This window comes from Streptomyces sp. NPDC048523 (genome assembly GCF_043199815.1).
GTDB lineage: Bacteria > Actinomycetota > Actinomycetes > Streptomycetales > Streptomycetaceae > Streptomyces.
On sequence record NZ_JBICWQ010000016.1, the window covers coordinates 80,300 to 102,379 of the forward strand.

Annotated in this window: 20 protein-coding genes, 1 tRNA gene and 4 pseudogenes; 8 read left to right on the forward strand and 17 right to left on the reverse strand. The window is 67.2% G+C overall.

Translation table 11 applies throughout. The features are described from left to right. Positions 1 to 8 precede the first annotated feature (8 nt). Together ACGFWE_RS41840 and ACGFWE_RS41845 are read left to right on the forward strand one after the other, a co-directional pair. A complete protein-coding gene (locus tag ACGFWE_RS41840; protein ID WP_393605743.1) occupies positions 9 to 635 on the forward strand; it encodes a YigZ family protein in 627 nt (208 codons plus the stop codon). Positions 636 to 817: 182 nt separating this feature from the next. After that, positions 818 to 1,105 (forward strand): annotated as a pseudogene (locus ACGFWE_RS41845) (transposase family protein); the annotation flags it as partial. Between the two features lie 12 nt (positions 1,106 to 1,117). Here ACGFWE_RS41845 and ACGFWE_RS41850 read toward each other — a convergent pair. The 4 genes from ACGFWE_RS41850 to ACGFWE_RS41865 form a co-directional block, all read right to left on the reverse strand. After that, positions 1,118 to 1,948, reverse strand: a complete 831-nt coding sequence (locus ACGFWE_RS41850; protein ID WP_393605782.1) for a helix-turn-helix domain-containing protein — start codon at positions 1,946 to 1,948, stop codon at positions 1,118 to 1,120. A 62-nt stretch (positions 1,949 to 2,010) separates the two neighbouring features. Further along, a complete protein-coding gene (locus ACGFWE_RS41855; RefSeq protein ID WP_393605745.1) occupies positions 2,011 to 3,141 on the reverse strand; it encodes a nucleotide disphospho-sugar-binding domain-containing protein in 1,131 nt (376 codons plus the stop codon). Positions 3,142 to 3,324: 183 nt separating this feature from the next. Beyond that, positions 3,325 to 4,797: an MmgE/PrpD family protein gene (locus ACGFWE_RS41860; RefSeq protein WP_393605747.1), complete on the reverse strand. Its 1,473-nt coding sequence runs from the start codon at positions 4,795 to 4,797 to the stop codon at positions 3,325 to 3,327. Next, positions 4,784 to 5,737 carry a diacylglycerol/lipid kinase family protein gene (locus ACGFWE_RS41865; protein WP_393605749.1) on the reverse strand — a complete coding sequence of 318 codons (954 nt, stop codon included), beginning with the start codon at positions 5,735 to 5,737 and terminating at the stop codon, positions 4,784 to 4,786. Before ACGFWE_RS41865 ends, ACGFWE_RS41860 begins: the two co-directional genes overlap by 14 nt. A gap of 155 nt (positions 5,738 to 5,892) precedes the next feature. Between ACGFWE_RS41865 and ACGFWE_RS41870 the strand changes: the two genes are divergently transcribed. Both ACGFWE_RS41870 and ACGFWE_RS41875 read left to right on the forward strand, forming a co-directional pair. Further along, complete coding sequence (locus tag ACGFWE_RS41870; protein WP_393605751.1) at positions 5,893 to 7,464, forward strand: MFS transporter; 1,572 nt, start codon at positions 5,893 to 5,895, stop codon at positions 7,462 to 7,464. Between the two features lie 457 nt (positions 7,465 to 7,921). Then, positions 7,922 to 8,673: pseudogene (locus tag ACGFWE_RS41875) on the forward strand (transposase family protein). 53 nt (positions 8,674 to 8,726) lie between these two features. Here the strand turns inward: ACGFWE_RS41875 and ACGFWE_RS41880 are convergent. The 13 genes and pseudogenes from ACGFWE_RS41880 to ACGFWE_RS41940 form a co-directional block, all read right to left on the reverse strand. Further along, complete coding sequence (locus ACGFWE_RS41880; protein WP_393605753.1) at positions 8,727 to 9,506, reverse strand: BTAD domain-containing putative transcriptional regulator; 780 nt, start codon at positions 9,504 to 9,506, stop codon at positions 8,727 to 8,729. A 250-nt stretch (positions 9,507 to 9,756) separates the two neighbouring features. Further along, complete coding sequence (locus tag ACGFWE_RS41885) at positions 9,757 to 10,134, reverse strand: nuclear transport factor 2 family protein (RefSeq protein WP_393605754.1); 378 nt, start codon at positions 10,132 to 10,134, stop codon at positions 9,757 to 9,759. A 96-nt stretch (positions 10,135 to 10,230) separates the two neighbouring features. Further along, complete coding sequence (locus tag ACGFWE_RS41890) at positions 10,231 to 11,451, reverse strand: beta-ketoacyl-[acyl-carrier-protein] synthase family protein (RefSeq protein WP_393605756.1); 1,221 nt, start codon at positions 11,449 to 11,451, stop codon at positions 10,231 to 10,233. Continuing rightward, positions 11,451 to 11,729 (reverse strand): acyl carrier protein, encoded by a 279-nt coding sequence (locus tag ACGFWE_RS41895; protein ID WP_393605784.1) that lies wholly within the window; start codon positions 11,727 to 11,729, stop codon positions 11,451 to 11,453. Before ACGFWE_RS41895 ends, ACGFWE_RS41890 begins: the two co-directional genes overlap by 1 nt. A gap of 51 nt (positions 11,730 to 11,780) precedes the next feature. Then, a pseudogene (locus ACGFWE_RS41900) lies at positions 11,781 to 12,767 on the reverse strand (beta-ketoacyl-ACP synthase III); the annotation flags it as partial. After that, complete coding sequence (locus ACGFWE_RS41905; protein WP_393605758.1) at positions 12,764 to 13,765, reverse strand: VlmB-like protein; 1,002 nt, start codon at positions 13,763 to 13,765, stop codon at positions 12,764 to 12,766. The gene ACGFWE_RS41905 and the pseudogene ACGFWE_RS41900, both read right to left, overlap by 4 nt. A 47-nt stretch (positions 13,766 to 13,812) precedes the next feature. Then, entirely contained in the window at positions 13,813 to 14,364 is a 552-nt protein-coding gene (locus ACGFWE_RS41910; protein WP_393605760.1) for a flavin reductase family protein, read from the reverse strand. After that, entirely contained in the window at positions 14,361 to 14,912 is a 552-nt protein-coding gene (locus tag ACGFWE_RS41915) for a hypothetical protein (protein ID WP_393605762.1), read from the reverse strand. Before ACGFWE_RS41915 ends, ACGFWE_RS41910 begins: the two co-directional genes overlap by 4 nt. Positions 14,913 to 14,921: 9 nt before the next feature. Next, the gene (locus tag ACGFWE_RS41920; protein WP_393605764.1) at positions 14,922 to 15,428 is read right to left on the reverse strand and encodes a type II toxin-antitoxin system RatA family toxin; all 507 of its coding nucleotides are present in this window, start codon (positions 15,426 to 15,428) and stop codon (positions 14,922 to 14,924) included. Next, positions 15,425 to 16,720, reverse strand: a complete 1,296-nt coding sequence (locus ACGFWE_RS41925; protein ID WP_393605766.1) for an aspartate aminotransferase family protein — start codon at positions 16,718 to 16,720, stop codon at positions 15,425 to 15,427. The genes ACGFWE_RS41920 and ACGFWE_RS41925 overlap by 4 nt, the downstream gene beginning before the upstream one ends. A gap of 30 nt (positions 16,721 to 16,750) precedes the next feature. Beyond that, positions 16,751 to 17,890, reverse strand: coding sequence for an acyl-CoA dehydrogenase family protein (locus ACGFWE_RS41930; RefSeq protein ID WP_393605768.1), 1,140 nt, complete (start codon positions 17,888 to 17,890; stop codon positions 16,751 to 16,753). Positions 17,891 to 17,907: 17 nt separating this feature from the next. Then, positions 17,908 to 19,518 carry an aldehyde dehydrogenase family protein gene (locus ACGFWE_RS41935; RefSeq protein ID WP_393605770.1) on the reverse strand — a complete coding sequence of 537 codons (1,611 nt, stop codon included), beginning with the start codon at positions 19,516 to 19,518 and terminating at the stop codon, positions 17,908 to 17,910. 155 nt (positions 19,519 to 19,673) lie between these two features. Then, positions 19,674 to 19,768, reverse strand: a tRNA-Glu gene (locus tag ACGFWE_RS41940). Between the two features lie 183 nt (positions 19,769 to 19,951). On the opposite strand from ACGFWE_RS41940, the gene ACGFWE_RS41945 reads away from it, so the two are divergent. The 4 genes and pseudogenes from ACGFWE_RS41945 to ACGFWE_RS41960 form a co-directional block, all read left to right on the forward strand. After that, positions 19,952 to 20,953, forward strand: a complete 1,002-nt coding sequence (locus ACGFWE_RS41945; protein ID WP_393605771.1) for a bifunctional lysylphosphatidylglycerol flippase/synthetase MprF — start codon at positions 19,952 to 19,954, stop codon at positions 20,951 to 20,953. 26 nt (positions 20,954 to 20,979) lie between these two features. Further along, positions 20,980 to 21,147 carry a hypothetical protein gene (locus ACGFWE_RS41950; RefSeq protein ID WP_393605773.1) on the forward strand — a complete coding sequence of 56 codons (168 nt, stop codon included), beginning with the start codon at positions 20,980 to 20,982 and terminating at the stop codon, positions 21,145 to 21,147. A gap of 107 nt (positions 21,148 to 21,254) precedes the next feature. Beyond that, a complete protein-coding gene (locus ACGFWE_RS41955) occupies positions 21,255 to 21,947 on the forward strand; it encodes a phosphoadenylyl-sulfate reductase (RefSeq protein ID WP_393605775.1) in 693 nt (230 codons plus the stop codon). Further along, positions 21,944 to 22,080 (forward strand): annotated as a pseudogene (locus ACGFWE_RS41960) (sulfate adenylyltransferase small subunit); the annotation flags it as partial. The gene ACGFWE_RS41955 and the pseudogene ACGFWE_RS41960, both read left to right, overlap by 4 nt.

Here is a 22,080-nt window from a genome sequence, read left to right on the forward strand (position 1 = left end):
CTGACCGGATGCAGGACGAGTACCGCACAGTGGCCCGCGCGGGTGTGCACGAGACCGAGGTCAACCGCTCGCGCTTCCTGTGCGCCCTCGCCCCGGCGGCCACCGAGCAGGAGGCCCAGGACTTCGTCGCCTCCGTCCGCAAGGCGCAAGCCGACGCCACCCACAACTGCTACGCGTACGTCATCGGCGCCGACGCCGCGATCCAGAAGGCGAGTGACGACGGAGAACCCGGCGGCACCGCGGGCGTCCCCATGCTCCAGATGCTGCTGCGCCGCGACATGCGGTACGTCGTCGCCGTCGTCACCCGCTACTACGGCGGCGTCAAGCTCGGCGCGGGCGGGCTGATCAGGGCGTACGGCGGTGCGGTCGGTGAGGCCCTGGACGCCGTGGGCACCCTCACCCGCCGCCGGTTCCGCCTCGCCACGGTGACCGTCGACCACCAGCGCGCGGGCAAGGTGCAGAACGACCTGCGCTCGACCGGACGCGAGGTGCGGGACGTGCGGTACGGCGAGGCGGTCACGATCGAGATCGGCCTGCCGGACGCGGACGTGGAGGCGTTCCGGGGATGGCTCGCCGACGCAACTGCGGGGACCGCCCGGTTCGAACTGGGCGGGGAGGCCTACGGGGACGCGTGAGCGGGGTCGGCGAGGGGTCCGGTGCGACTGAGGCCATCGCGGGCTCCCAGCCCTCGCTCGTCCGCTCCGCCTCCTTGACGATGCCCGCCTCCCGCCTGTTAGTGAACTCACCGAAGGCCGTACGGCACAGGGTGATCTGCTTGTTCGACGCGAAGAGCCCGAGCCGCTTCGCGGACTGTTCCACCCACAAGATCCTCCGGATCTGCGCGCGCCAGGGTGTCCCCATCCTCGCCCACATGGCCTACATCGGTGCGGGCGACTGCGTCACCATCGCCAAGTGCCGTCCGCCCAACGGCGAACTCACCCTGACCGAGTGGACGGAGAGCCGGGCCCTGTCCGCGGCCCGGGCACCTGTCGAACGAGGCATGGCACGGCTGAAGTCCTGGCAGATCTTCCGCAGATCCCGCATCAGTCCCGACCGCATAAGCGTCATCACCAAGGCCGTCCTCACCCTGGAGAGGCAACGCTGAAAACGCTCAGTGTCAAACGCCGATCGGCGCCGACATCTGGACAGACACGTCTTGCGTGGCGGCGGCCTTGAGTGCATCGGCCGTACGAGCGTCCGCCGGATGGAACATCTCCAGAGACAGTTCCGCCACGGTGATGTCCGTAGCCGCCCCGAACGTGGTGACCGTGCTGAAGAGGCGTAGTTCCGTGTCGTGCTTGTGGACGATCAGACACGACAGGACCTCCTCATCACTGCCGCCGTCCCCGTCGGAGCCCGGTAGGTGCGGGTAGTTGGCCACCTCGTCGTAGAGCTTCCGCAGCTTCTCACTGCCGCTGTTGACCATCTGGCGGTGCAGACGGGCAAGCATCTGGGCGCGCATCTCCGCCTTGTTGACCACGTATTGGGAGAGTCCCTGAGGATGCAGGGCCAGCCGCATGAGGTTGATCGGTGGCGTCAGCAATTCGGGAGAAGCTCCGGCCATGAGCCGGCGGGCGGCGTCGTTCATGGCCACCACCGTCTCGTGCACGTTGAACACCAGAGCCGGATAGGGCTCGTGGGCCCTCAGCAGGCGGTCGATCGATGACTTGACCGCGCTGAGCCGGGGCGTCCCGAGCGGGCTCTCCTGGTACTGAGGCGCGTAACCGGCCGCCACCAGTAGCCTGTTGCGCTGCCTGACCGGCACTTCAAGGTGTTCGGAAAGTCGGAGTACCAGATCACGGCTGGGCTTGGCCCTTCCGTTCTCGATGAAGCTGAGGTGTCGTGCAGAGACCTCAGCACGCGAAGCGAGTTCGAGCTGACTGAGCTTGCGCCGACGACGCCAGTTACGCACTAACTCGCCGAGCTCTGCTGCCGATGATGCGTCCATGGGGATCACTCTTGGAATGATAAGCAACAGAGCTCGGTCCCGCAGCCGGGCCCAGCCTTCCGTCAGACGATCTGCTCGAGTCTCGCCACCAGTTGCCCCGGACCGGGCATGGCGTGCATCTCCTTCCGCACATCGGCGGCGGCATCTCGCAGGGCGTCGTCGTGGAGCAGGGCGTCAACAGCCGCTTTGGTCACGTCGTCGATACGGGCGGACACGCCGGCTCCTCGTGCAGCCACTGCGTCGGCGTTGACGTCACGGTCGGAGCCGTCCGGCAGCAGGATCTGCGGCAGACCGGCGTCCAGTGCAGCGAGGGTGGTGCCCGAACCGCCGTGATGGATGATCCCTGCGGCAGTACGCAGCAGCAGGTTCAAAGGGACCCACCCCTCAACGCGGACATTGTCCGGTACGGGGCCGAGATCGGTGATGTCCGAGTTTCCAAGCGCCATGACGAATTCGGCGTCCAGGTCGCCGACCAGCTCCGCTATGCGCTTCACACGGTCGAGCCCGCCGAGCCCGGGGGCGGTTGTGCCCAGGGTGACCGCGATGCGGGGGCGGCGGGGTGGCTCCAACAGCCAGCGGGGCACATGGCTTCCGCCGTTGTACGGCAGATAGCGCATCGGCCAGCCCGAGGGCAGATGACCGACGAGACTCGGTGGTGCGATGTCGATGGAGTGCATCCGAGTCGGCAGATCCACACCGTGCCGGTCGAAGCATTCAGCCGTCAGGTCACGTAGCCGCGGGCCGTAACCGTCGGTTCGGAAGAGACCGTAGCCGTGTTCCACGGCGGGGATCCCGAGCTTGGCCGCACCAACGAGGCCACCGACGGTGAGAGCGGAGTAGACGACGACGTCGGGCCGCCACTCCTCGGCCACCCGGACGTAGGCATCCATCATCGCCGGTTGGTCATTCATCATCTGTGCGTAGTAGGGCAGAGAGTCCGCGAAGTCCGTGAACCTGGCTGTGGCGAATTCGGCGAACATCTCGGGATGCCGGGCGACCGTCGTTTTCACGATGTCAACCAATGTGAGACCGGGACACATGTCGGCAACCGCCAGACCTGCCTCGCGAACGGCGAGGCCGTCGCCTCCTGTGGCCACGAGCACCTCGTGGCCGGCCAGTCGCAACGCCCAGGCGAGCGGCACGGCAGGAAAAACATGCCCTATCCCGGGCGAGGCAGCGATGAGCACACGCATGATGAGTTACCTCCTCGGAGCATTTTGACTGGCAGGCGTATTATCAAGCCCATTAGCCGGCAGGTAATAGCCGTGAGTCATCAGCGGAACGTCAGGAAAGCGTCAGCGATATTTGAATCCGTGAGGGGCGACACGGCAGGACGAAATGTATAAGGGTGTTTCCGCCCTGGACAAAGGGGGATGTCACACGAGATCGCTCAGTGCTTCCCGAAGCGACCGCTCGGTGTGATCGGCTGAAGCGTCCCGCAGACGAAGGCAGGCGTCCGCGACTGTTGGCGACCCGCCCTGGGTCAGGAATTTCGCACGGACCAGCCTGGCGTGGTCCCGACGAGTCTCCGGTCCGGCGGCGCCCAAGGGGATGTCACGCCGCGTGCTGTACGTGTGGCCGTCCCGCATGCGCACCATGACCTGGGCGGGCGTCGACTTGGTGGATGTCGTGAAGCTCGGCACGGGTTCGGCCTTCGCATCGAGCAGATCAGCGAGCTGATCGCCGCCGAACTGCTTCAGCCAGGTACGGCCCGCCGACCCCGCCTGGCGCAGCGCTTCCCCGAACGGAGCATCGCTCCGCAGCAGAGCGCGGGTCATCTCGGGGTCGTGCTTCAGCTGTACGCGTTCGGCCAGCCGCCAGCGTCGCGCGTCCTGCACGGACGGGGCCGAGAAGTCGTCCACAGTGAGAGCGCCTTCCAACAGGGCCGTGGCCACCGTGTAGGGGGCGGACAGCAACAGAGCACTGAGCGGGGCCTCGGGACTGCCGGCGTAGGGCGCGGCATGTTGGTCGGCGAACACGGTGTAGTAGCTGGCGGTCACGGTCACCTCTTCGATGTCCTGCTCGCGCAGTGGGCCGTGGGCGCGGTGCAGGTCCAGAGCACAGTCGACGGCGGAGTCGATTCCCGGCCCACCCGGCCGCACTTTGAACGACAGTGTCTCGGTGTGCCAGCGACGCCCCAGCTCCTGGGTGACTGCGCCAGCCAGGGGCACTGTGGCGAAGTGACGCAGGAATCCGTCGGGATGTTCGAGGATGTCCCGGGCGCCGTGCAGCCCCGCGTACGCGGCGTCGCAGGCGTCCATGGCGGCCCGTACCGCGGCAAGGGCGTGGACGAGCTTGGCGTCACTGCCGATGAAGCCGGGGAACAACGTCCAGGGCGGCAAGGTGTAAGCGATACCAAACGCGTCGACCCATGCGGCAGCGGGTGCCGATTCCGCGCGCAGTCGCCCGGCGATGCCGCCGGCGAGGTGGGTGTGCACGGCGACCTGCCCTCGAAAGCGGCCGAGCGTCGCTGCGGCGGTAATCCGGGCGGCACACTCGTTGGCAGCGACGACGGCCGTCAGGAGTCCCGCACCGTCGAGCAGACCGGCCAGGGCGTAGGCCACCGGTACCGCGACCGTGGAGTTGGAGAGATGGCCGGCGTACGCGGTGTCGTCGAAGTTGAGCCATGACCCCAGCGCAGCCAGTACGCAGGCCGTCTGCCGGGGGTCGGACGCCAGTGGCGAGCCGTACGCGCGGACCAGGCGTTGACCTGAGGGATGGCGCAACCCCGCCCGGATGGCGGCGAGTTGCGAGAGAATCTGGCTCTGGGCAAGGGCCAGCACGTGATCGGGCACGTCGTCGGGCCGCAAAGTCGCGGCCCAGGCCGACAGTTCCTCAGTCGCCGACATGTGAGACCTTCCCGGAGAGCGTCGGCAGGATCCCCTCGAGCAGTTCGATGGTGACGCGCGCGCCGGTGGCGGGACGCAGTTCGCCGTCGTGCTCGAACAGCAGCGGGTTGCCGTCCGTACGTTCGACCACCACTTCGCGTCCTCGGGCGTAGGCGCTGCCCGGCTGTTCGACATGCAGGCCGTGGCGCAGTAGTTCCGGCAGAACCGCTGGGTCCGCCGAGTCGCCGAGCACACAGACGTCGAGCAGGCCGTCGTCCGGTTCCGCGTGCGGCAGCAGGTCGTACTGCCATGCCCGGTATCGTCCGCCGCCCACGTTGACGAGCATCGTCTTCCCGTGCTGGATCTCGACACCGTCGACAAGGACCCGGCCTTGGTACGGCGTGTGGGTCAGCGCCGACCGCTCCACCGCGGCCTGGTACCGGGCGCGTCCGGTTGCCTCGATGCCGCGGGCCAAGAGCAGGACGTCCGCCACCAGACCGGACCCCGCCCCGAGCAGGATCAGCTCACCGGTCTCCACAACTCGGGCCATGTCCAGGTGGCGGACCATGATGCGGGGCTGGGCGAGAGCGGCCCGGAGGATCTCCTGCCAGGGGCGGTCGCCCCACAGGTTGCGATAGTTGGAGTTACCCGTACCGAGCGGGACCACGAAGAGCGCCGGGCGGTTCTCGGCACGGTCGGCGGCGCCCACGATCTGCCGTGCCGTCCAGTGTGCCGTCCCGTCTCCACCCACGCTCACGACGAGGTCGGCTCGCGCGAGGCCTTCGACGACGCGGCCTTCCACGCTTTCCTGCCGCTCACGCCCGACCCATTGCACGGTCACCGCGTCGCAGTGGCGGGCACACACATCCAGGACTTCGAGTACACGGTCCGATGTGACGGCTCCGGCAGCGGAGTTGGCGATGATCAGGACGGAGCTCGCTCTGGCGCGGCTTGCCGTCATCCTGCCCCCTGGGATCGCTTGGGTCACCGGCCCGTCCGGCATTGAACGGGAATGAGGGAAGGGTGGCAGATGCGGCTGACTCCTCACTGACGCGGCGGCCCGAGATATTACCTGGGGGGTAATCGACATGAACTGTGGTCGGCGGGCAGTCTTGAATGACCCTGGAAGGCCCACGCCCGACAGGGTCGGCATTTCGCCTGTATCAAACATTCCAGGGAGAGACCCACATGAGTACCGGAGGTGCGCCCGCCGAGGTGTCCCCCAATTCCGGGGACAGCAACGCGGATTCGAAGCGCTGGTGGTCGCTCACCACTGTTCTGCTTTCGACCTTCATGGCCCAGCTCGACAACACCGTCGTGAATGTGGCGCTTCCTTCGATCGGTCAGGATCTGAATCTGCAGATCTCCGGGATCGAATGGATTATCAGCTCCTACATGCTGGTGTTTTCGGCGTTGCTCCTTCTCGGCGGCCGGCTAGCCGACCTCCTCGGCACCCGGCGCGTGCTGATGATCGGCATCATCGTGTTCACGATCGCGTCGCTCTTCGCCGGTCTCGCGGACTCGTTCGGCATGCTGATGGCCGGCCGGGCCGTACAGGGAGTGGGCGCGGCACTGTCCACCCCGGCGACGCTCATGATCATTCTGACGACCTTCAAGGACGATCGTGAACGCGGCAAGGCGATCGGTCTGTGGGGAGCGGTGATCGCGCTGTCGTTCGCGTTCGGTCCCATTGTCGGCGGGGTGCTCACCCGCTACATCGACTGGGGTTGGATCTTCTTCATCAATGTCCCGATCGGCGTTGCTGCCGTCGCGATCGGTCTGTGGTCGATCGACAAGAACGCGGGCGTCACACAGTCGCGGCGGCTGGACACGCCTGGACTGATCAGTTCGGGTGTCGTGCTGTTCGGCCTGACGTACGCGCTCATCGAGGGGCCAAAGGAAGGGTGGACGACGACCCCGATCCTCGCGTCCTTCGCAGCGGTCGTGCTGGCACTGATCGTCTTCTGCTTGGTCGAGACACGTTTCCGGGACCCGATGTTCGACCTGACGCTGTTCCGCAACGGCACCTTCACCTGGGGTACGGCGGCGCTCGTCCTGTGGGGCTGCGGCATGATGGGCGTCTTCGCCTACACGTCGCTGTACCTGCAGAACGTGCTGGACTTCTCACCCATCCTGGCCGGTGCCGTCTTCGTCCCGCTGGCCGTTGTCATGGCCGTCGTGGCCACGATCTCGGGCAAGCTCGCCGAGAAGTTCGGGGTGCTGCGCACTGTCCTGGTCGGCTTCGTCGTCGCTGCCGTCGGCCTGGCCCTGCTGGCCGTCCCGGACGAACACGCCAGTACCTGGGACCTCCAGGTCGCCCTCATTCTGGTCGGACTCGGTGCCGGAGCTGTGACTCCACTGCAGACCGCCGTGGCCGGCGCGCTGCCGGTGACGAAGGTCGGAGTCGCCAGTGGTGTGCTCAACGCCTTCCGCGAGATGTCGGCACTGTGTGGTGTGACGGTGCTCGGCGCGGTGGTCAGCTCGGTCACGGCCGGGCGCATCGAGTCCGGCGACGGGCCCAAGATCGCCTATCTGTCCGGCTACCACAGTGGCGTACTGATCGCCTCGGCGCTCATCTTCGCCGGCGCGGTCACCGCACTGCTCGCACTCCGTCCGGGCCGGGCAGCGGTCGACGCCGCCGAGACCGAGCCCGCGCCGCAGGAGTCGATGGCACCGGCCGAGGGCTGACCCGGACTCCCTGACCAGACGGCCGGTCCTGAGCAAGGGACATCCCCCGCCTTCTCAGGGGAGGTCGGCGGCACAGGGGGGCGCAACGGGCCCGCAGGACATCCTGCGGGCCCGTTGTCATGTGGCAGGGGGCGCGTCTGGACGGGAGTGAGGGACCTCTGGGGCGTCCGCCCGAGTACCCCCGACCACGGCAGGCGCGGTGTGTGCGGCTGGGCCGGCGCGACCGGCGGACGCCCGCCGCGGAGAGCGGCCGACGCCTGCGAGCCGAAAGCCGGCCCTCGTGGCCACGACTCGCTCGGGGAGGAGTCGTGGCCACGGGGGCCGGTCAGTAAGCGTTTTCAGTGCGGCCACTGACCGAGTGACGGGGGCGGTGTGAGGTCGGGGTGCGCAACGGACAGGGCTCCCGTGCCGTTGAGGGAGGTGTTCGACATCTCAACTCCGCGGCACAGGAGCCCTGTTGGTTCCGTATCCTGCCGCACTCGACCTGCCTCACGCCTTGGTCTTGTGGGTCACGATGCTCATCGTCACCCGTGAGGGTGACCGGCGGTGCAAACTTTCGCCGCACCGCCGTGCACTGGTCGCACTCGTGTACCTGCGTCGCCATGACACCCCCGCCCGTATCGCCAGAGCCTTCGGGATATCCGTCGGCACCGCCCACGCCTACGTCACCGCGGTCACCGGTCTGCTCGCCGAGCAGGTGCCGGGCCTGTTGAAGACGCTGCGCGTGCACACGACCCGGACTTCGTCCTCCTGGACGGCACGCTCGCCGAGTGCGACCGCGTCGGCGACGGCACGGCCGATTACTCCTCGAAACACAAGCGGCACGGGGTGAACGTGCAGGTCGTCACGGACCCGGCCGGTGAGATTCTGTGGTTGTCGTCGGCTTTGCCGGGCCGGACCCACGATCTGACAGCCGCCCGCACCCACAAGATCCTCCGGATCTGCGCGCGCACGGGTGTCCCCATCCTCGCCGACATGGCCTACATCGGCGCGGGCGACTGCGTCACCATCGCCAAGCGCCGTCCGCCCAACGGCGAACTCACCCTGACCGAGTGGACGGAGAGCCGGGCCCTGTCCGCGGCCCGGGCACCTGTCGAACGAGGCATGGCACGGCTGAAGTCCTGGCAGATCTTCCGCAGATCCCGCATCAGTCCCGACCGCATAAGCGTCATCACCAAGGCCGTCCTCACCCTGGAGAAGCAACGCTGAAAACGCTCAGTGGTCGCCTCGGTACCCGGCGGCTGTCGACCGTCGGGAAGTCGTCAGGCGGACATACGGAGTTCCTGGGTGAGGATCGCCTGCTCGGTCCGGCGCAGTTCGATGGAGGGTTCTATACCCAGTTCCTCCGAGAGCCTGGACCACATCTCGCGGTAGGACGACAGGGCTTCGGCCTGCCGGCCACAGCGGTACAGGGCAATCATCAACTGGGCGCAGAACCGCTCCTGGAGGGGGTTCTCGGCGTGCTTCTCACGCAGTTCGCCCAGGATGCCGGCATGGTTGCCGCGGGCCAGTTCGTTCTCGAAGAGGAGTTCCAGGGCGCGGATGCGGTACTCCTCGTACCGCGCCGCTGCGGCGCGGCAGATGGGGCCGCTGGCCTCTCCGCCGAACACAGGGCCACGCCACTGGGCCAGCGCCGCACGCAGCATGTCGACGACCTCGCACGGCCTGTTGTCTGCCGCCTGCGCCCGCGTCACCGCTGCTACGAAGGAGGACGCATCCAACTCATCCTCGTCAACGACGAGTTGGTAGCCATAGGGATGACCGATCAGCCGGGAGGACTCCCGGCCCCGTTCCAGGTTTGCCAGCTTCTTCCTTAATCGGCTCACCAGCGCCTGAAGGGCGTTGACCACGCCGCTGGGCGGCACTTCGCCCCACAGCTCGTCGATCAGGGCGTCCACCGAAACAGTTTTCCCTTCACTCACCAGGAGAACGTGCATGAGGGTCCGCTGCAGTTCACTTCTGAACGTTGCACGATTACCACATTCGGCCCGTATCTCCAGACCGCCCAGGAGAAGGAATTGCACAATGCCCCCGCCGTCCATTCGATCGCGAATACACCACTAATGCCAGAGACTGGATCGCACGTTCGATTGCACTCATCAAGAAACTATAACGGTGCCCGTCGAGAGGTCAAGCGCATTAATCGCCCGTTACCCGGACACTATGTTATGCATCCTGACCAAAAAATTGCGCAGGGGTGGCGAAAAGTAGTCGAAGCACAGGTGCCGGACCCTGCCGCCACCAAGGTATTGGTGGCGGCAGGGTCCGGCGGGTGCTGCGCGGGGCTTCTCGTCAGACCGGTACGACGTCGAAGAATTGGTAGTCCGAGCGGATTCGTCCTTGCTTGTCGACGATGATGAAGTCGACGCCGGCCATGCTCACTTCACCGCTCTCGGGATCCACCAGCTCCCATCCGAACCGCACGGCGTCATGGTTCGCATCGGGTGCCGCGTCGTGCCGGAGGCGGAACGTCAGCCCCTTGGCGCCGTAGTGACCAAAGGCGTCAGTCACCCCTGCCAAGATCGCGTCGTGCCCGCTGAGCACAGCCTGCGGAAAAACGTATTCACCATCCTCGGCCCACAGCTCCTGAATACGCTTTCGCCGGACCTCGGCGTCCTTTTCGTTCCAGGTCGCGATGTAGTTTTCGGCCAGTCGGCGGAAGTCCTCCATGGGTCCCTTCTATCGTTCGGGGAAAGCTTGACGATGCAATCGTCACCGACTGCCGTCGTCCCGGACAATTACTTGGGAGGTAATAAACATGCGGGCTCAGGCGGAGGCGAAGGCGAGGACCGCGTTCTGCCCACCGAACCCGAAGGAGTTGCTGAGCGCGAGGTCGACTCGCCGGACAGTGGGATCCGTGGCCACGGCGAGATCGATCTCGGGGTCCAGATTCTTGAGGTTGGCCGTGGGCGGCACGAGACCCCGCTCGATGGTGAGCACGGTGAACGCCGCCTCCACCGCCCCGGCCGCGCCCAGAAGATGCCCTGTCGCCCCCTTGGTGGAGGTCACGAGCGTGGAGCCGGGCAAGAGCCGGCGCAGCATCCGGGCTTCCGCGAGATCGTTCAACGGAGTGGAGGTACCGTGCGCGTTGATGTGCTCGACATCCCCTGGGCAGGCTCCGGCGTCGGCGAGCGCGACGCGCATCGCGGCGCCGAAACCGACGCCTTCGGGATGCGGCGCGGTGATGTGGCGGGCGTCCGCGCTCGCGCCGTAGCCCACCAGCCGAGCCCTGACCCGGGCCCCTCTGGCCCGGGCGTCGGCCAGGCGTTCCAATACCAGGACACCGCTGCCCTCTCCAGCGACGAAGCCGTCCCGCTCCGCGTCGAAGGGACGGGATGCCGAAGGTGGGTCGTCATCCCTGGTCGAGAGTGCGCCCATCTGTGCGAACCCGGCCATGACCAGGGGCGTGATCATGGCCTCGCTGCCGCCCGCCAAGACGACGTCGCAGCGTCCGAGCAGCAGCAGATCACGCGCGGTACCGATGGCCGTGGCGCCCGAGGCGCAGGCGGTGGCCACGACCAGGTTCGGGCCGGTGGCGCCGAACTCGATCGCTGTCTGACCGGCCATCATGTTCGGCAACTGCATCGGCAGCAGCAGGGGCGATACCCTGCCTGGCCCCTCGTCACGCAGAACGTCGTGCTGCGCCTCGACCGTGGCCGGCCCGCCGTCGGCGCAGCCGAGTACCACGCCCACCCTGGCGCCGTCCCAGGTCTGCGGGTCGAGGTCAGCGTCGTGGAGGGCTTCTCTGGCGGCGACCAGCACGAACTGTGTGAATCGATCGAGTCGATGGGCCTTGCGGCCGCCGAGCAGCCGGTCGGGGTCGAAGCCCGGGACTCGAGCCGACATGCGCACCGGACCGCCCTCCAGTTCTGGATCATATGCGGCCGCAGACCTGCCCTCGCTGACGGCCGCCCAACTGGGGCCGGTTCCGATACCACCCGGAGTCACGAGCCCCAGCCCAGTGACAGCGATGTCGGACGGGGACATCAGACCTCCGCTTTCCTGCTCTCGACCAGCCGAACCATGTCACCGATCGAGGTGGTCTCCATCAGCTCGTCGTCGCTCACGTTCACGCCGAGTTCCTTCTCCAGCAGCAGTGACAGCTCGACCACCGCCAGAGAGTCCAGTTCGACGTCCTCCCTGGTGGCCTCGAGAGTGATCCGATCCGGGTCCACCTTGAGTTTGCCGACCAGGATGTCCTTCAGGGTTTCGAACATGGGACGGTCCTTTCGTTGAGTCGATCGGATGGATGAAGCCGCACGCATGCCGGGAACCGGCACCTCGGTCCCGGGTCGGTCCGGCGCGGTGACCGGGCCCAGGCGTGGCCAGTGCACCGTCGTGGCACCCCAGGCCAGACCGCCGCCGAACGCGGTGAGCAGCACGCGCATCCCCTCGGTCAGTTCGCCCTCCGCTGCGGCCTGGGCCAGTAGGAGCGGGACGGATGCCGCGGCGGTGTTGCCCACCTGCTCGATGTTGCTGAGCCTGCGCTCGGGGGGCACTCCCAGTTCATCGGCGACCGTGCCCAGGATGCGGGCGTTGGCCTGGTGGGCAGCCAGCTTGTCCAGGTCATCCACCTGCCAACCGGCGCGAATGAGCGCGTCGCGGCTCACCGCGGTCATCCGATCCACCGCGTGCCGGTAGGTCTCCCGGCCTCGCATACGGAAGAACCTGTCGCCCGGAGCGGGTGCGACGCCGGCCGACGGCTGCCGTGACCCCCCGGCGGGGACCTGGATCAGATGTCGGTGCTCGCCGTCACTGCCCAGAACCACCGGGCCCACCGCGCCTGGTTCCTCGGGCTCGCCGGCCCGCAGGACCACGGCGCCGGCGCCGTCCGCGAAGATCACGGCAACCCCTCGGTCCTCCGGATCGACGATCGTGGTGAACGCGTCGGCTCCGACGAGCAGGACGCGTTTGGCGGTGCCCGCGGCGATAAGTCCCGCGGAGACGGCGAGGCCGTAGAGAAAGCCGCTGCACACGGCTGATATGTCGAAGGCGGCCACGGCCCCGAGTCCCAGTCTGGCCGCCACGTCCGGAGCCGTGGCCGGACACGGGTGGTCGGGCGTGGTCGTGGCGAGCACCAGGGCATCGGCTTCGCCTGCTCCAGACGACTCCAGTGCCCTTCGTCCGGCCTCCACCGCAAGATCGGAGGTGGCGGTGTCGGGCGACACCACATGGCGGCTGGCGATTCCGGTCCGTGACCTGATCCACTCGTCTGAGGTGTCCAGCCGGGCCGTCAGGTCGGCGTTCGTCACGAGGTTGGGGGGCACGTAACCACCCAGTCCGGCGATCACTGCGGCTCTCATGCCGCGCCCCGTGCACCGCCGGTGATGAGTTCGACCGGCAGCCCCATGTAGGCCATGCGAGCCTCGGCCATCTCGTCCGTCCACTGCTCAGCCATGTCGTACCGCTGCTCCGGCGTGGTGTCGATCATGCGGACACCCGGCCAGATCTCGTAGTCCCCGATCAGGTCCGCGTGGCGCGTCATGCCTGTCTGGAAGAGCTCCTCTCGCTGGATCACGAACTCGCGGTCCGGCACCTCCTCCCAGAGCCGGCGTCCGGCGTCCAGGACCTCGGCGAGCCTGGGCCGGTACTCCGGATGGCGCACCAGATGGTTCTTGAGGATGGTGGACGCGACGGTCAGATGGCGGATCTCGTCGATCGCGGTGCCCCGGGAGATCTCGCCCGTGGCCGGCGACAGCGGGGTCCACTTGCGCTCGCTCAGTTCCGCGGCCGGGGCCAGGACCCCTTCGATCACGATGGCGAAGACGGCCACGCCGCCGGGGAAGTCGGCCTGGTCCCGGATGATGTCGAGGGTGAACTTCTCGACCGGGTCCAGGACCCGGCGTCGATAGTCGGCCGCCATGGCCTCGATGTCGGCCAGCAGAGTGTCCCCCGGCATGCCGAGCTCGACCAGGTGGTTGCGGAAGACCCGGGCGTGCCGGGCCTCGTCGATGAGCTGTGTGGCGTAGAACTCCAGTTCGGGAACGCCGGGAGCGTTCGCCACGTAGTGGGCGAGCAGGCGCGTGGCGATCTCCTCGGACAGTCCGCGAAAGCCGAACTCCAGGACCAGCGCCTCCCGCAGGGGCCCGGGGGTACGCAGGAAATCCGGGACCTCGGCGTCGCGATGGTGTCCCGTCTCACCTCGGTCCTTCAAGGTGCCCTGGGCGACCTGGGTGATCCAGTAGGCTAGATCGCAGGTGTCCGGCCCGAGCATCAGCTCCTTGGCTCCGTCGAGCAGTCCAGGGGCGGCATCCCAGTCCGCCTCACGCGCCGTGGCCGTTCCTGTTGTCTCCTGTGTCATCCCATTCTCTTTCCGATGCTTCAAGTGCTTCTCGGCCCGCAGTGCGCTCACGCCGTGTCCTGTACGGCAAGCGCCTCGTCCCGGAGCAGGGGGTTCGCTTCCGGCTCCGAGCACGGAGGTTCCAGGGCTGCCGTGAAGAGATCGCCGGCGAAGCTGAGCAGCGGCTCGCCCTCCGCGGAGTCGGCCCGTACCACCTGGCCGAGGAGGACCTCGTGGTCCCCGACGACAGCGCACCCGGCGACGCGGCAGGAGTAGTGCCCCAGGGCTCCCTCCAGGAGGGGAGCCGCCGTGTAGTCGTCACGCCGCCATGGCAGGCTCGCGAACTGGGCCTCGCCGTCGGGGCGACGTCCGTCGGCGAACCAGCGGGCAGCGTCGGCCTGACGGCCGCTCAGCACGTTCACCGAGAACCGGCCCTCGGCCATGGCGAGGCCGACGAGGATGGAGTTGGCCTTCAAGCTGGCTGCCAGCAGGAGCGGGCTGTGCGAGACGGTGGCCGCGGTGGAGACGGTCGTGCCGTGCACCCTGCCTTCATGATGGACCGTCAGCACGGATACCGCGCTCGCCAGTTGACGCAGCGACCTGCGTCGGCTCGCGTTCATCGCCGCGTTGCCGTCGCCACGTGCTCCCGCCCGGCCCGGTGCCTGTTGGCGGCGGGAATGTGCCCGACGGGGATCGGATCCATGAGGTGGCCCACCGGCTTGGGATGCTTCACGCCCAGGTCGTCGAGGATGTTGAGGTAGCCCGGTTGCCGTACGGGTTCGAAGGGCAGGGCGAAGGACTTCATGAAGTTTCCGAACAGACCCCGGTCGCCGAAGAGATGGAAGGGCAGGGCGAGCAGCGCCCACTCGGGTCCGGCCACCCAGCACCACACCGCTGCCACGGCACCCTGGGTGATCAGGCTGTGCATGACGTTGTAGAGGACGTAGTAGGCCTTGGGTATCGGTTCACCCTTGCTGCGCCGGAAGGCGATGGCGCCCGGGATGTAGCCGATCAGGTCGATGTAGAAGAAGAGGGCGATGAAGGGGATCCAGCGGATCTCACCCAGGTTGGCGATGATCAGTCCCGTGCTGACGGCGAAGCCCACGAGGTACTCCGCGCGGTGCAGCGAGAAGGTTCGTGGCGTCTCGAACGGGTTTGCCTGGTCCATGCTGAACTCCTAGGCAGAAGTGGGTATTCCGGGAGGCGTCTCGTCCTTGGCTCCGAGGGGGAGGTCGGTGGCCAGTTCGGTCCGGGGGAACATGCCGGTGAGGGTCCAGGCGACGGTCTCCGTGATCACGCGTTCGGCGATCGGATCGAGGATTCCTTCGAGGCTCGGAATGCCGAAGTCGAAGTCGCAGACGAAGGTCACCCGGACGTCAGGGCCGTCCTGCCGCACCTCCCAGGTGCCGGAGAAGCTGTCGAAGTCGCCGTCGGCCTGCTCGAAGTGGACCTCGCCCCGACCGGGTTCGAAACGCTCGTGTTCGGTCCAGCGCAGCAGACCGCTGCGGAAGTGCAGTTCCCAGGACGAAGAGCCCTCCGTTGCGGGGTACCCCGTGTGCACCACCGCGGATTCCACATGCGGAGCGAGCTCCGCGTAGCGGTCCCACCGCACCACCTGTGCGAATACCTCCTCGGCGCGCTCGGTGCGCACCAGAGCCCTCAGTTCGACGCGTCGCACCGTCACCTACCGCCTTCCGGCATCGTGGCCGCCCGTCCGACGAGGTCGCGGGTCGCCCGGTCGAGCGAGTCGATCAGGCGGTCCACTTCGCGATCGGTCAGGGTGGCAGGAGGAGTGAACCTGACCACGGAACTGCCGTTCATCGAGTGGTTGGCCACGACTCCGTGGTTGAAGAGTTCGATCAAAAGCTCACCGGCGAGACCCGCCTCGACGAGTTCCACGCCGATGAGCAGGCCCTGCCCCCGGACATCGACCACGAGGTCGGGGATGTTGCGGTGCACCACCTCGGAGATGGCGGGCAGCAGCCGCTCGCCGAGTTCCCTGGCCCGGGCCACGAGTTGCTCCTCATGGACCGCCCGAAGCGCTCCCTGCACACCTGCCATCAGCAGGGGCTGACCCGAGAAGGTCGAAGTGTGCACGTAGGGGTCCTTGTCGAAGGGACGGAACGCCTCCTGGGTGGCGACCGCGGCGGAGACCGGGACCACACCGCCGCCGAGGGCCTTGCCGACCAGCAGGACATCGGGCCGGATGCCGGCGAGGTCGGCCCCCCACCACTCGCCCAGCCTGCCCATTCCGGTCTGCACCTCGTCGAGGACCAGGAATCCGCCGTACTCGCGCACGATGTGCTCGACCTGCCGCAGATAGCCGTTCGGTGGCAGGATCACCCCGCCCTCGCCCTGGACGGGTTCGATGATCACGCAGACTTCGCCGGGGTGCGCGGCCAGTTCGGCCCGGAGAGCCTCGGCGTCCCCGAACGGCAGGTGCACGACGTCCGGCAACAACGGCCGGAAGGGCTGCTGGTACACGTCCTTGGCGGTGGCCGAGAGCGCGCCGAGGGTCTTGCCGTGGTAGCCGCCCCGCAGGGACACGATTCGGCGGCGTCCGTGTGCCCGGGCCAGTTTGAGTCCGGTCTCCACAGCCTCGGCGCCTGAGAGAGCAAAGTGCACCCGGTCCAGGCCCTCGGGGGTGACGGCGACCAGTGCCTCGGCGGCCGCGGCCACTGTCGGCTCCAGCAGGATGCGTGTCGCCACGGGGTGGGTGTGTAGCTGGCGCTGCACGGCCTCCACCACCAGGGGATGCCGGGCGCCCATGATGAAGACGCCGTAGCCACCGCAGTTCAGGAAGGATTCTCCGTCGCTCGTCGACAGCCAGGCTCCCTGGGACTCGACTTCCATATGGCTGCCGAAGAGTTCGGCGAGGGTGGCCCGACCCTTGCTGAGATGGGCCCGGTAGAGCGACAGGGTTTTCTGTTCGGTCAGTTGCCGGTCCTGCTCCGGCGCTTGAACGATCGCGGTCATACAGGCGGCTCCTTGTCGTACGCCGGGTGTTCAGGAGAGTTCGAGGTGTCCTCCGCCGGTGTACTGGACCAGTGCCTCGGCGCTGGCCGTACAGGACGGGGGGTGAAAGGCCAGCGGCTGCACCGAGGCGGCCAGCCTGGCGTGGTCGGCGGAGCGGACGAAGTCCAGGCCGCCGAGCAGTTCGAGGGCCTGACGGGTGGCATCGTTCAGTGCCGTCTGGGCGGCGAAGCGAGCGGTGAGCGCGCGGAACACCGCTTCCTCACCGTCCAGCCCGTCGCGTACGTCGCGAGCGGCGGCTTCGATCAGGTGGTACGCGGACTCCGTCCGCACGACGATGTCCGCCCGCTCCCGAGCACTGCCGCGGCCGCTTTCCAGAACCGCCGCGGTGAGCGCTGCGGCGGCTCCGGTGTAGCCGGCCGAGATCAGCAGCTCGAACCAGACGAAGCCGGCGGTCTGGAGATCGTCGAGCCGGAGCGGGTCCTCAGCGCTGGTGCGTACGACGAGGTCCTCGGCCACAAAGACGTCGTCCAGGCACACTTCGTCGCTCTCCGCCGCCGCGAGGACATCATTGCCCCAGAACGGGCGGACGGACAGGCCGGGGGTCGGCACCTGTACCAGTGCCACCGCCAGTTCGGGCTCGCCACCGGCCTGGGGCACGGCGATGCTGGCGGTCAGCAGATTCATCGAACGAGACAGGCTGCAGGGCTTCTTCGAGCCGCTCAGCCGGAATCCGCCGTCCACCGGGCGAGCGGTCACCGAGGGAGCCAGAATGTTCTGCTGAGTGCGACCCTCGGCCCAGCCGGAAGCCATGAGCTGCTGCTCCGACACCACACTGCTCAGCACCTTGCGCTGCGCCGAGGTGAGCCGGCCTGGTTGCGTGGCGAGGCTGTACAGCATCGCGACGGTGAAATGGTGCATGGTCACCGCAGCGGCGAGGGACGGCGACAGCGATCCCAGAGCACGCTGCACCTGTACGGCCTCGACCGGATCGGCACCGAGCCCGCCGAACTTCGTGGGCACGAGGAGGCCGACCCCGCCGTGTTCGCGCAGCAGGTCGATGACAGGGCTGCCCGGCGCCTCGCGGTCAGCGTACGGAATCTCGGTCAGGGCCTTGATAAGACCGGGATGGAACCGTTCGCAGGTGTCGCGGGCCAGGTCCAGTGAACGCACTGATCACACCTCCAGTGTCAGGAGCCGAAGACGGCGTCGCGGGGGCTGACGTCGTGGGCGATGCTCACGCCCTGGATGTGCGAGGTCTTGAGCATCGGGTAGTTGGCTTCGCCGAAGACCCCGCCGGTCAGACCGGTGCCGCCATGGCTGGGCAGATACGGCAGGAAGCCGATGTGCGAGTCGTTGACCTTCAACAGACCGCCGTTGACGACACGCTGCACGAATGCGTCGACGACCGAGGAGGATCGCGACCACAGCGAGTTGCGCAATCCGTACTGGTTGGCGTTGACGAAGTCGATCAGGCTGTCGAGCAGTTCGTCATCCGTCTCAGGTTCGGGAACGACAATGGGCAGCAACGGGAAGAAGGTCTCCTCCCGGACGATGTCGTACTGACGGGCTCCCGTGAGTCCGTTCACCCGTACGACGGTCGGCTCCAGGAAGACCCCCGTGTCGGACGGGGTACCGTCGAGTTCGATGCGGCGACCGCCGGTCACGAGTTCGCCGCCGAGATCGAGCGCCTGACGCAGCAGGGCGAAGAATCGTTCGCTGCGACGCACCGGAGACAGCAGTACCTCCTCGTCCTCGGGGTACCCCGGACGCACGGCGGCCGCCTGTGCGGCCACCTCGGCGATCAGGGCTTCGGCCGCCTCGGGATGAACCACGACGTAATTGGGCACCATGCAGATCTGACCGGAGCCGTAGAACGACTCACAGATCGCCTCTGCGGCCTTGACGACGTCGGCGTCCTTCCAGACGATGATGCCGTCGTTCCCCGCCAGTTCCAGGATGGGTTTCTTGCCCCTGGCCACGCATTTCTCCTGCAGGCGAAGGCCCTCCTGGCTGCCCCCGATGTAGAAGATGTCGTGGATCAAAGGGCTTTCGAGCCAACGGTTCACCGTCTGACCGGGGTTGCTGCACACCGCGTTGAGCACACCAGGCGGTGCACCCGCCTCCACCAGCAGTGGGGCGATCAGTTCTCGGACGACGAACATGGTGCTCAACGCGATGCTGCGGGGCGCTCTGACCACCACGGCGTTACCTGCCATCAGGGCCAGAACCGACAGGGCCGCACTTGGGGCGGGCGCGTTCTGCGGGGGGTTGAAGGCCACTACCCCGTCCGGCTGCCGGCGGACGATCAGCCGACGGCCCCCGTGCCGGAACTCGGTGTGCATCCGCTGCCGGTACCAGTCCAGGCTCTCCTCGCTGTACACCTGAGTGAGGCAACTGAGTTCCCATCGGGCGAGCTTCACGGGGTGGCCCTCGGCGACGAGCAGGCCGATCAACTCTTCTTCCCTGCGTGCCAGTTCCTCTCTGAAGCGGGAACCGACGCGCATCCGTCGCTCCAGCGGCACGGCGGCCCAGGCCGCAGCAGCAGCCGCCGCCGACTCCGTGGCCAGGTCGATGCCGCTGTCGCCGGCCACCGCGCAGCGGCCCACCACATACGGGTGGGCGGCCGCCTCCTCGTCATGGTCGTTCTGTTCCAAGGCGCGTTTGAGACTGACGCTGGTGAAGACGTCCTCCAGCAGTGAGCGGGAGCTCACCGTGTAGACCCAGCCCTCTCCGTCGACGTCCTTTCCGGCGATGTACAGCTTGTAGCTGTACAACGGCTTGTCCTGACCATCGACCATGGCGAGCCTTTCGGTTCAGAGCACGGTTGCATCGTTAAGCCCATCGGATCCTGGCAATTGCTTCTGACCCATGGCTGACCGTCCGCTGACGGTCCCTCGCCGTACGTCTTTGGGCATAGCAAAAGAATGGTCGTGGAGTTCCACGACCATTCATGTGGCGGAGAGGGCAGGATTCGAACCTGCGTAGGCTTTCACACCCGACCCGGACTGAAGATCCGAGCCCCCGATAAGCCACTCCGGGCACCTCTCCCTGCTTCCGGCTCCGACCCTCCGGTGCCGTTCACAGGAAGATACTGGCAGACCTCCCTGACATCCCGCTGATGCTCTGCTGACTCGTTCGCCAGTCTCCTGATCCCCCTTCCGGTAGCGCCGCCAGGGGTGTTCTACTTTCGCTTGTCCATCCATCCGGACAGAACGCCGCGAGGAAGGAGACGTGGTGTCCTTAAAAACGACCTCACACTTATCGGTCCTGGAGGCCGTCCGTCGGCACACGCAAGCCGACAACCCCAGCGCTTTTCTGGCCCTGAACCGCGGAAACGACGTCTTCACCGTGCCCGGCACCGACGGTGTGATCATCTATCGGCGGACCGGTCGGTTTCTTGTGCAATTCGGCGGTCCCTTCTGCACCGTCGACGCGTACGAAAACCTGCTGGAGCGCTTCGTGGCACACGCCCGCGAGGAGAACCTCACGCTGGTCGCGGTGCAGCTCCAACGCCCCGATGCCACCGCCTACGCCGAGCACGGGTTCACGGTCAATCAGATCGGCGCCTCCTGGGCCGTCCGCATACCGGAATTCACCCTGCGAGGCACCCGGTTCATGCAGCTGCGGAACAAGATCTCCCGCGCGCACCGCAACGGCCTGGTCGTGGCAGAGGTGGACGCCGAGCGCTGGTACGAGGCCCTGGGGGACATCGACCAGGCCTGGTTGTCCGGCAAGGGGGAGGAGGCACGTCCGCTGGAGTTCCTGGTCGGTGAGTACGGCGGCCCGGCGCAGGAACACCGCCGGCTGTTTCTCGGCACGATCGAGGGGCGCCCGGTCAGCTACATCTCGTATTCCCCCGTGTTCGGCAGCCGTGCGGGCTGGATGCACGACCTGAGCAGACGTGTGCCGGGCGGTTCACCCGGCCTGATGGAGGCCATCAACGCAACCGCCATCGAGACGTTCCGCAGCGAGGGAACCGAGTGGCTGCACTTCGGGTTCACCCCGTTCACCGGCCTGGCGCCAGAGAACGAAATACCCGGACACAGCAGGGCCTTCCAGTGGCTGATGCACTTCCTCTGGGAGCACGGGGCAGCCCTCTACCCTGCGCAGACCCAGCTCTCGTACAAGGAGAAATGGGCGCCGGACACAGTGCTTCCTGAGTACGTGGCATTCCATGGCGGAGCATCGTTGAGCTCGTTCGCACACATCTTCCGTGCGTGTAACGCCTTCTGATTCCGACAGAGAGCAGGGAGATTTCCATGACCGACCAGCAGCCCAGCGCTGCCGAGTTGCAGCAGGCCGTCGTCGGATCTCTTATGGCAGTCATCGCGGCACCTGACGAGTCGGATACGGCCCGACAGGCACAGGACGCGTTGACCGCATTGGAGGACTGGCTGACCGCGGCCGAGCATGCACCGCAGAGCTGACCGGTCAGCGAATCGTCAGCCTGGCGTAATCAGCCCTGGATACGCTGATTTCGCCGCACGCCGGTAATTCCGACATGCCGTCCCGAAGACCCCTGGGGGAGCCTCCGTTGAACGCACTCGAAAGGCTAGCGAGACACGCGGGAAAGGAACTCGAAGAGGCATCCCCCATCGAAGTTCTGCGGTGGACGGCCGACACCTTCGGCAGGCGTTTCTGCGTGACCTCGTCGATGGAGGACGCGGTGGTCGCCCACCTGGCGTCCCGGGTCCTCAAGGGCGACGCCCCAGTCGATGTCGTCTTCCTCGACACCGGCTACCACTTCGAGGAGACCATCGGCACCCGGGACGCGGTCGAGGCCGTGATGGACGTCAACGTCATCACGCTGACCCCGCGCCAGACGGTCGCCGAGCAGGACGCCGAGTACGGGCCGAAGCTGCACGACCGCGACCCCGACCTGTGCTGCAAACTGCGCAAGGTCGAGCCGCTGGAGGCAGGGCTGGAACGTTACGACGCGTGGGTCACCGGGCTCCGGCGTACTGACTCTCCGGCCCGGGCGTACACCCCGGTGGTCGGCTGGGACGAGAGGCGCCAGAAGGTCAAGATCTCTCCGATCGCCCGCTGGACCCAGGACGACGTGGACGCGTACGTCAGCGAGCACGGCGTCCTGACCAACCCGTTGCTGATGGACGGCTACGCGTCCGTCGGCTGCGCCCCCTGCACCCGCCGTGTCCTGGAGGGCGAGGACGCGCGCGCCGGCCGCTGGGCGGGCCGCGCGAAGACCGAGTGCGGGCTGCACGGATGACCGGGGTGCTTGTGCCGACCAGTCACCTGGACGCGCTGGAGTCCGAGGCCGTGCACATCTTCCGTGAGGTGGCGGGCGAGTTCGAGCGGCCGGTGATCCTGTTCTCCGGCGGCAAGGACTCCATCGTCATGCT

Coding starts and splice junctions, on each gene's coding strand:
- ACGFWE_RS41840 (WP_393605743.1), top strand. CDS start 9: ATGCAGGACGAGTACCGCACAGTGGCCCGCGCGGGTGTGCACGAGACC.
- ACGFWE_RS41850 (WP_393605782.1), bottom strand. CDS start 1,948: ATGGACGCATCATCGGCAGCAGAGCTCGGCGAGTTAGTGCGTAACTGG.
- ACGFWE_RS41855 (WP_393605745.1), bottom strand. CDS start 3,141: ATGCGTGTGCTCATCGCTGCCTCGCCCGGGATAGGGCATGTTTTTCCT.
- ACGFWE_RS41860 (WP_393605747.1), bottom strand. CDS start 4,797: ATGTCGGCGACTGAGGAACTGTCGGCCTGGGCCGCGACTTTGCGGCCC.
- ACGFWE_RS41865 (WP_393605749.1), bottom strand. CDS start 5,737: ATGACGGCAAGCCGCGCCAGAGCGAGCTCCGTCCTGATCATCGCCAAC.
- ACGFWE_RS41870 (WP_393605751.1), top strand. CDS start 5,893: ATGACCCTGGAAGGCCCACGCCCGACAGGGTCGGCATTTCGCCTGTAT.
- ACGFWE_RS41880 (WP_393605753.1), bottom strand. CDS start 9,506: ATGGACGGCGGGGGCATTGTGCAATTCCTTCTCCTGGGCGGTCTGGAG.
- ACGFWE_RS41885 (WP_393605754.1), bottom strand. CDS start 10,134: ATGGAGGACTTCCGCCGACTGGCCGAAAACTACATCGCGACCTGGAAC.
- ACGFWE_RS41890 (WP_393605756.1), bottom strand. CDS start 11,451: ATGTCCCCGTCCGACATCGCTGTCACTGGGCTGGGGCTCGTGACTCCG.
- ACGFWE_RS41895 (WP_393605784.1), bottom strand. CDS start 11,729: ATGCGTGCGGCTTCATCCATCCGATCGACTCAACGAAAGGACCGTCCC.
- ACGFWE_RS41905 (WP_393605758.1), bottom strand. CDS start 13,765: ATGACACAGGAGACAACAGGAACGGCCACGGCGCGTGAGGCGGACTGG.
- ACGFWE_RS41910 (WP_393605760.1), bottom strand. CDS start 14,364: ATGAACGCGAGCCGACGCAGGTCGCTGCGTCAACTGGCGAGCGCGGTA.
- ACGFWE_RS41915 (WP_393605762.1), bottom strand. CDS start 14,912: ATGGACCAGGCAAACCCGTTCGAGACGCCACGAACCTTCTCGCTGCAC.
- ACGFWE_RS41925 (WP_393605766.1), bottom strand. CDS start 16,720: ATGACCGCGATCGTTCAAGCGCCGGAGCAGGACCGGCAACTGACCGAA.
- ACGFWE_RS41935 (WP_393605770.1), bottom strand. CDS start 19,518: ATGGTCGATGGTCAGGACAAGCCGTTGTACAGCTACAAGCTGTACATC.
- ACGFWE_RS41950 (WP_393605773.1), top strand. CDS start 20,980: ATGACCGACCAGCAGCCCAGCGCTGCCGAGTTGCAGCAGGCCGTCGTC.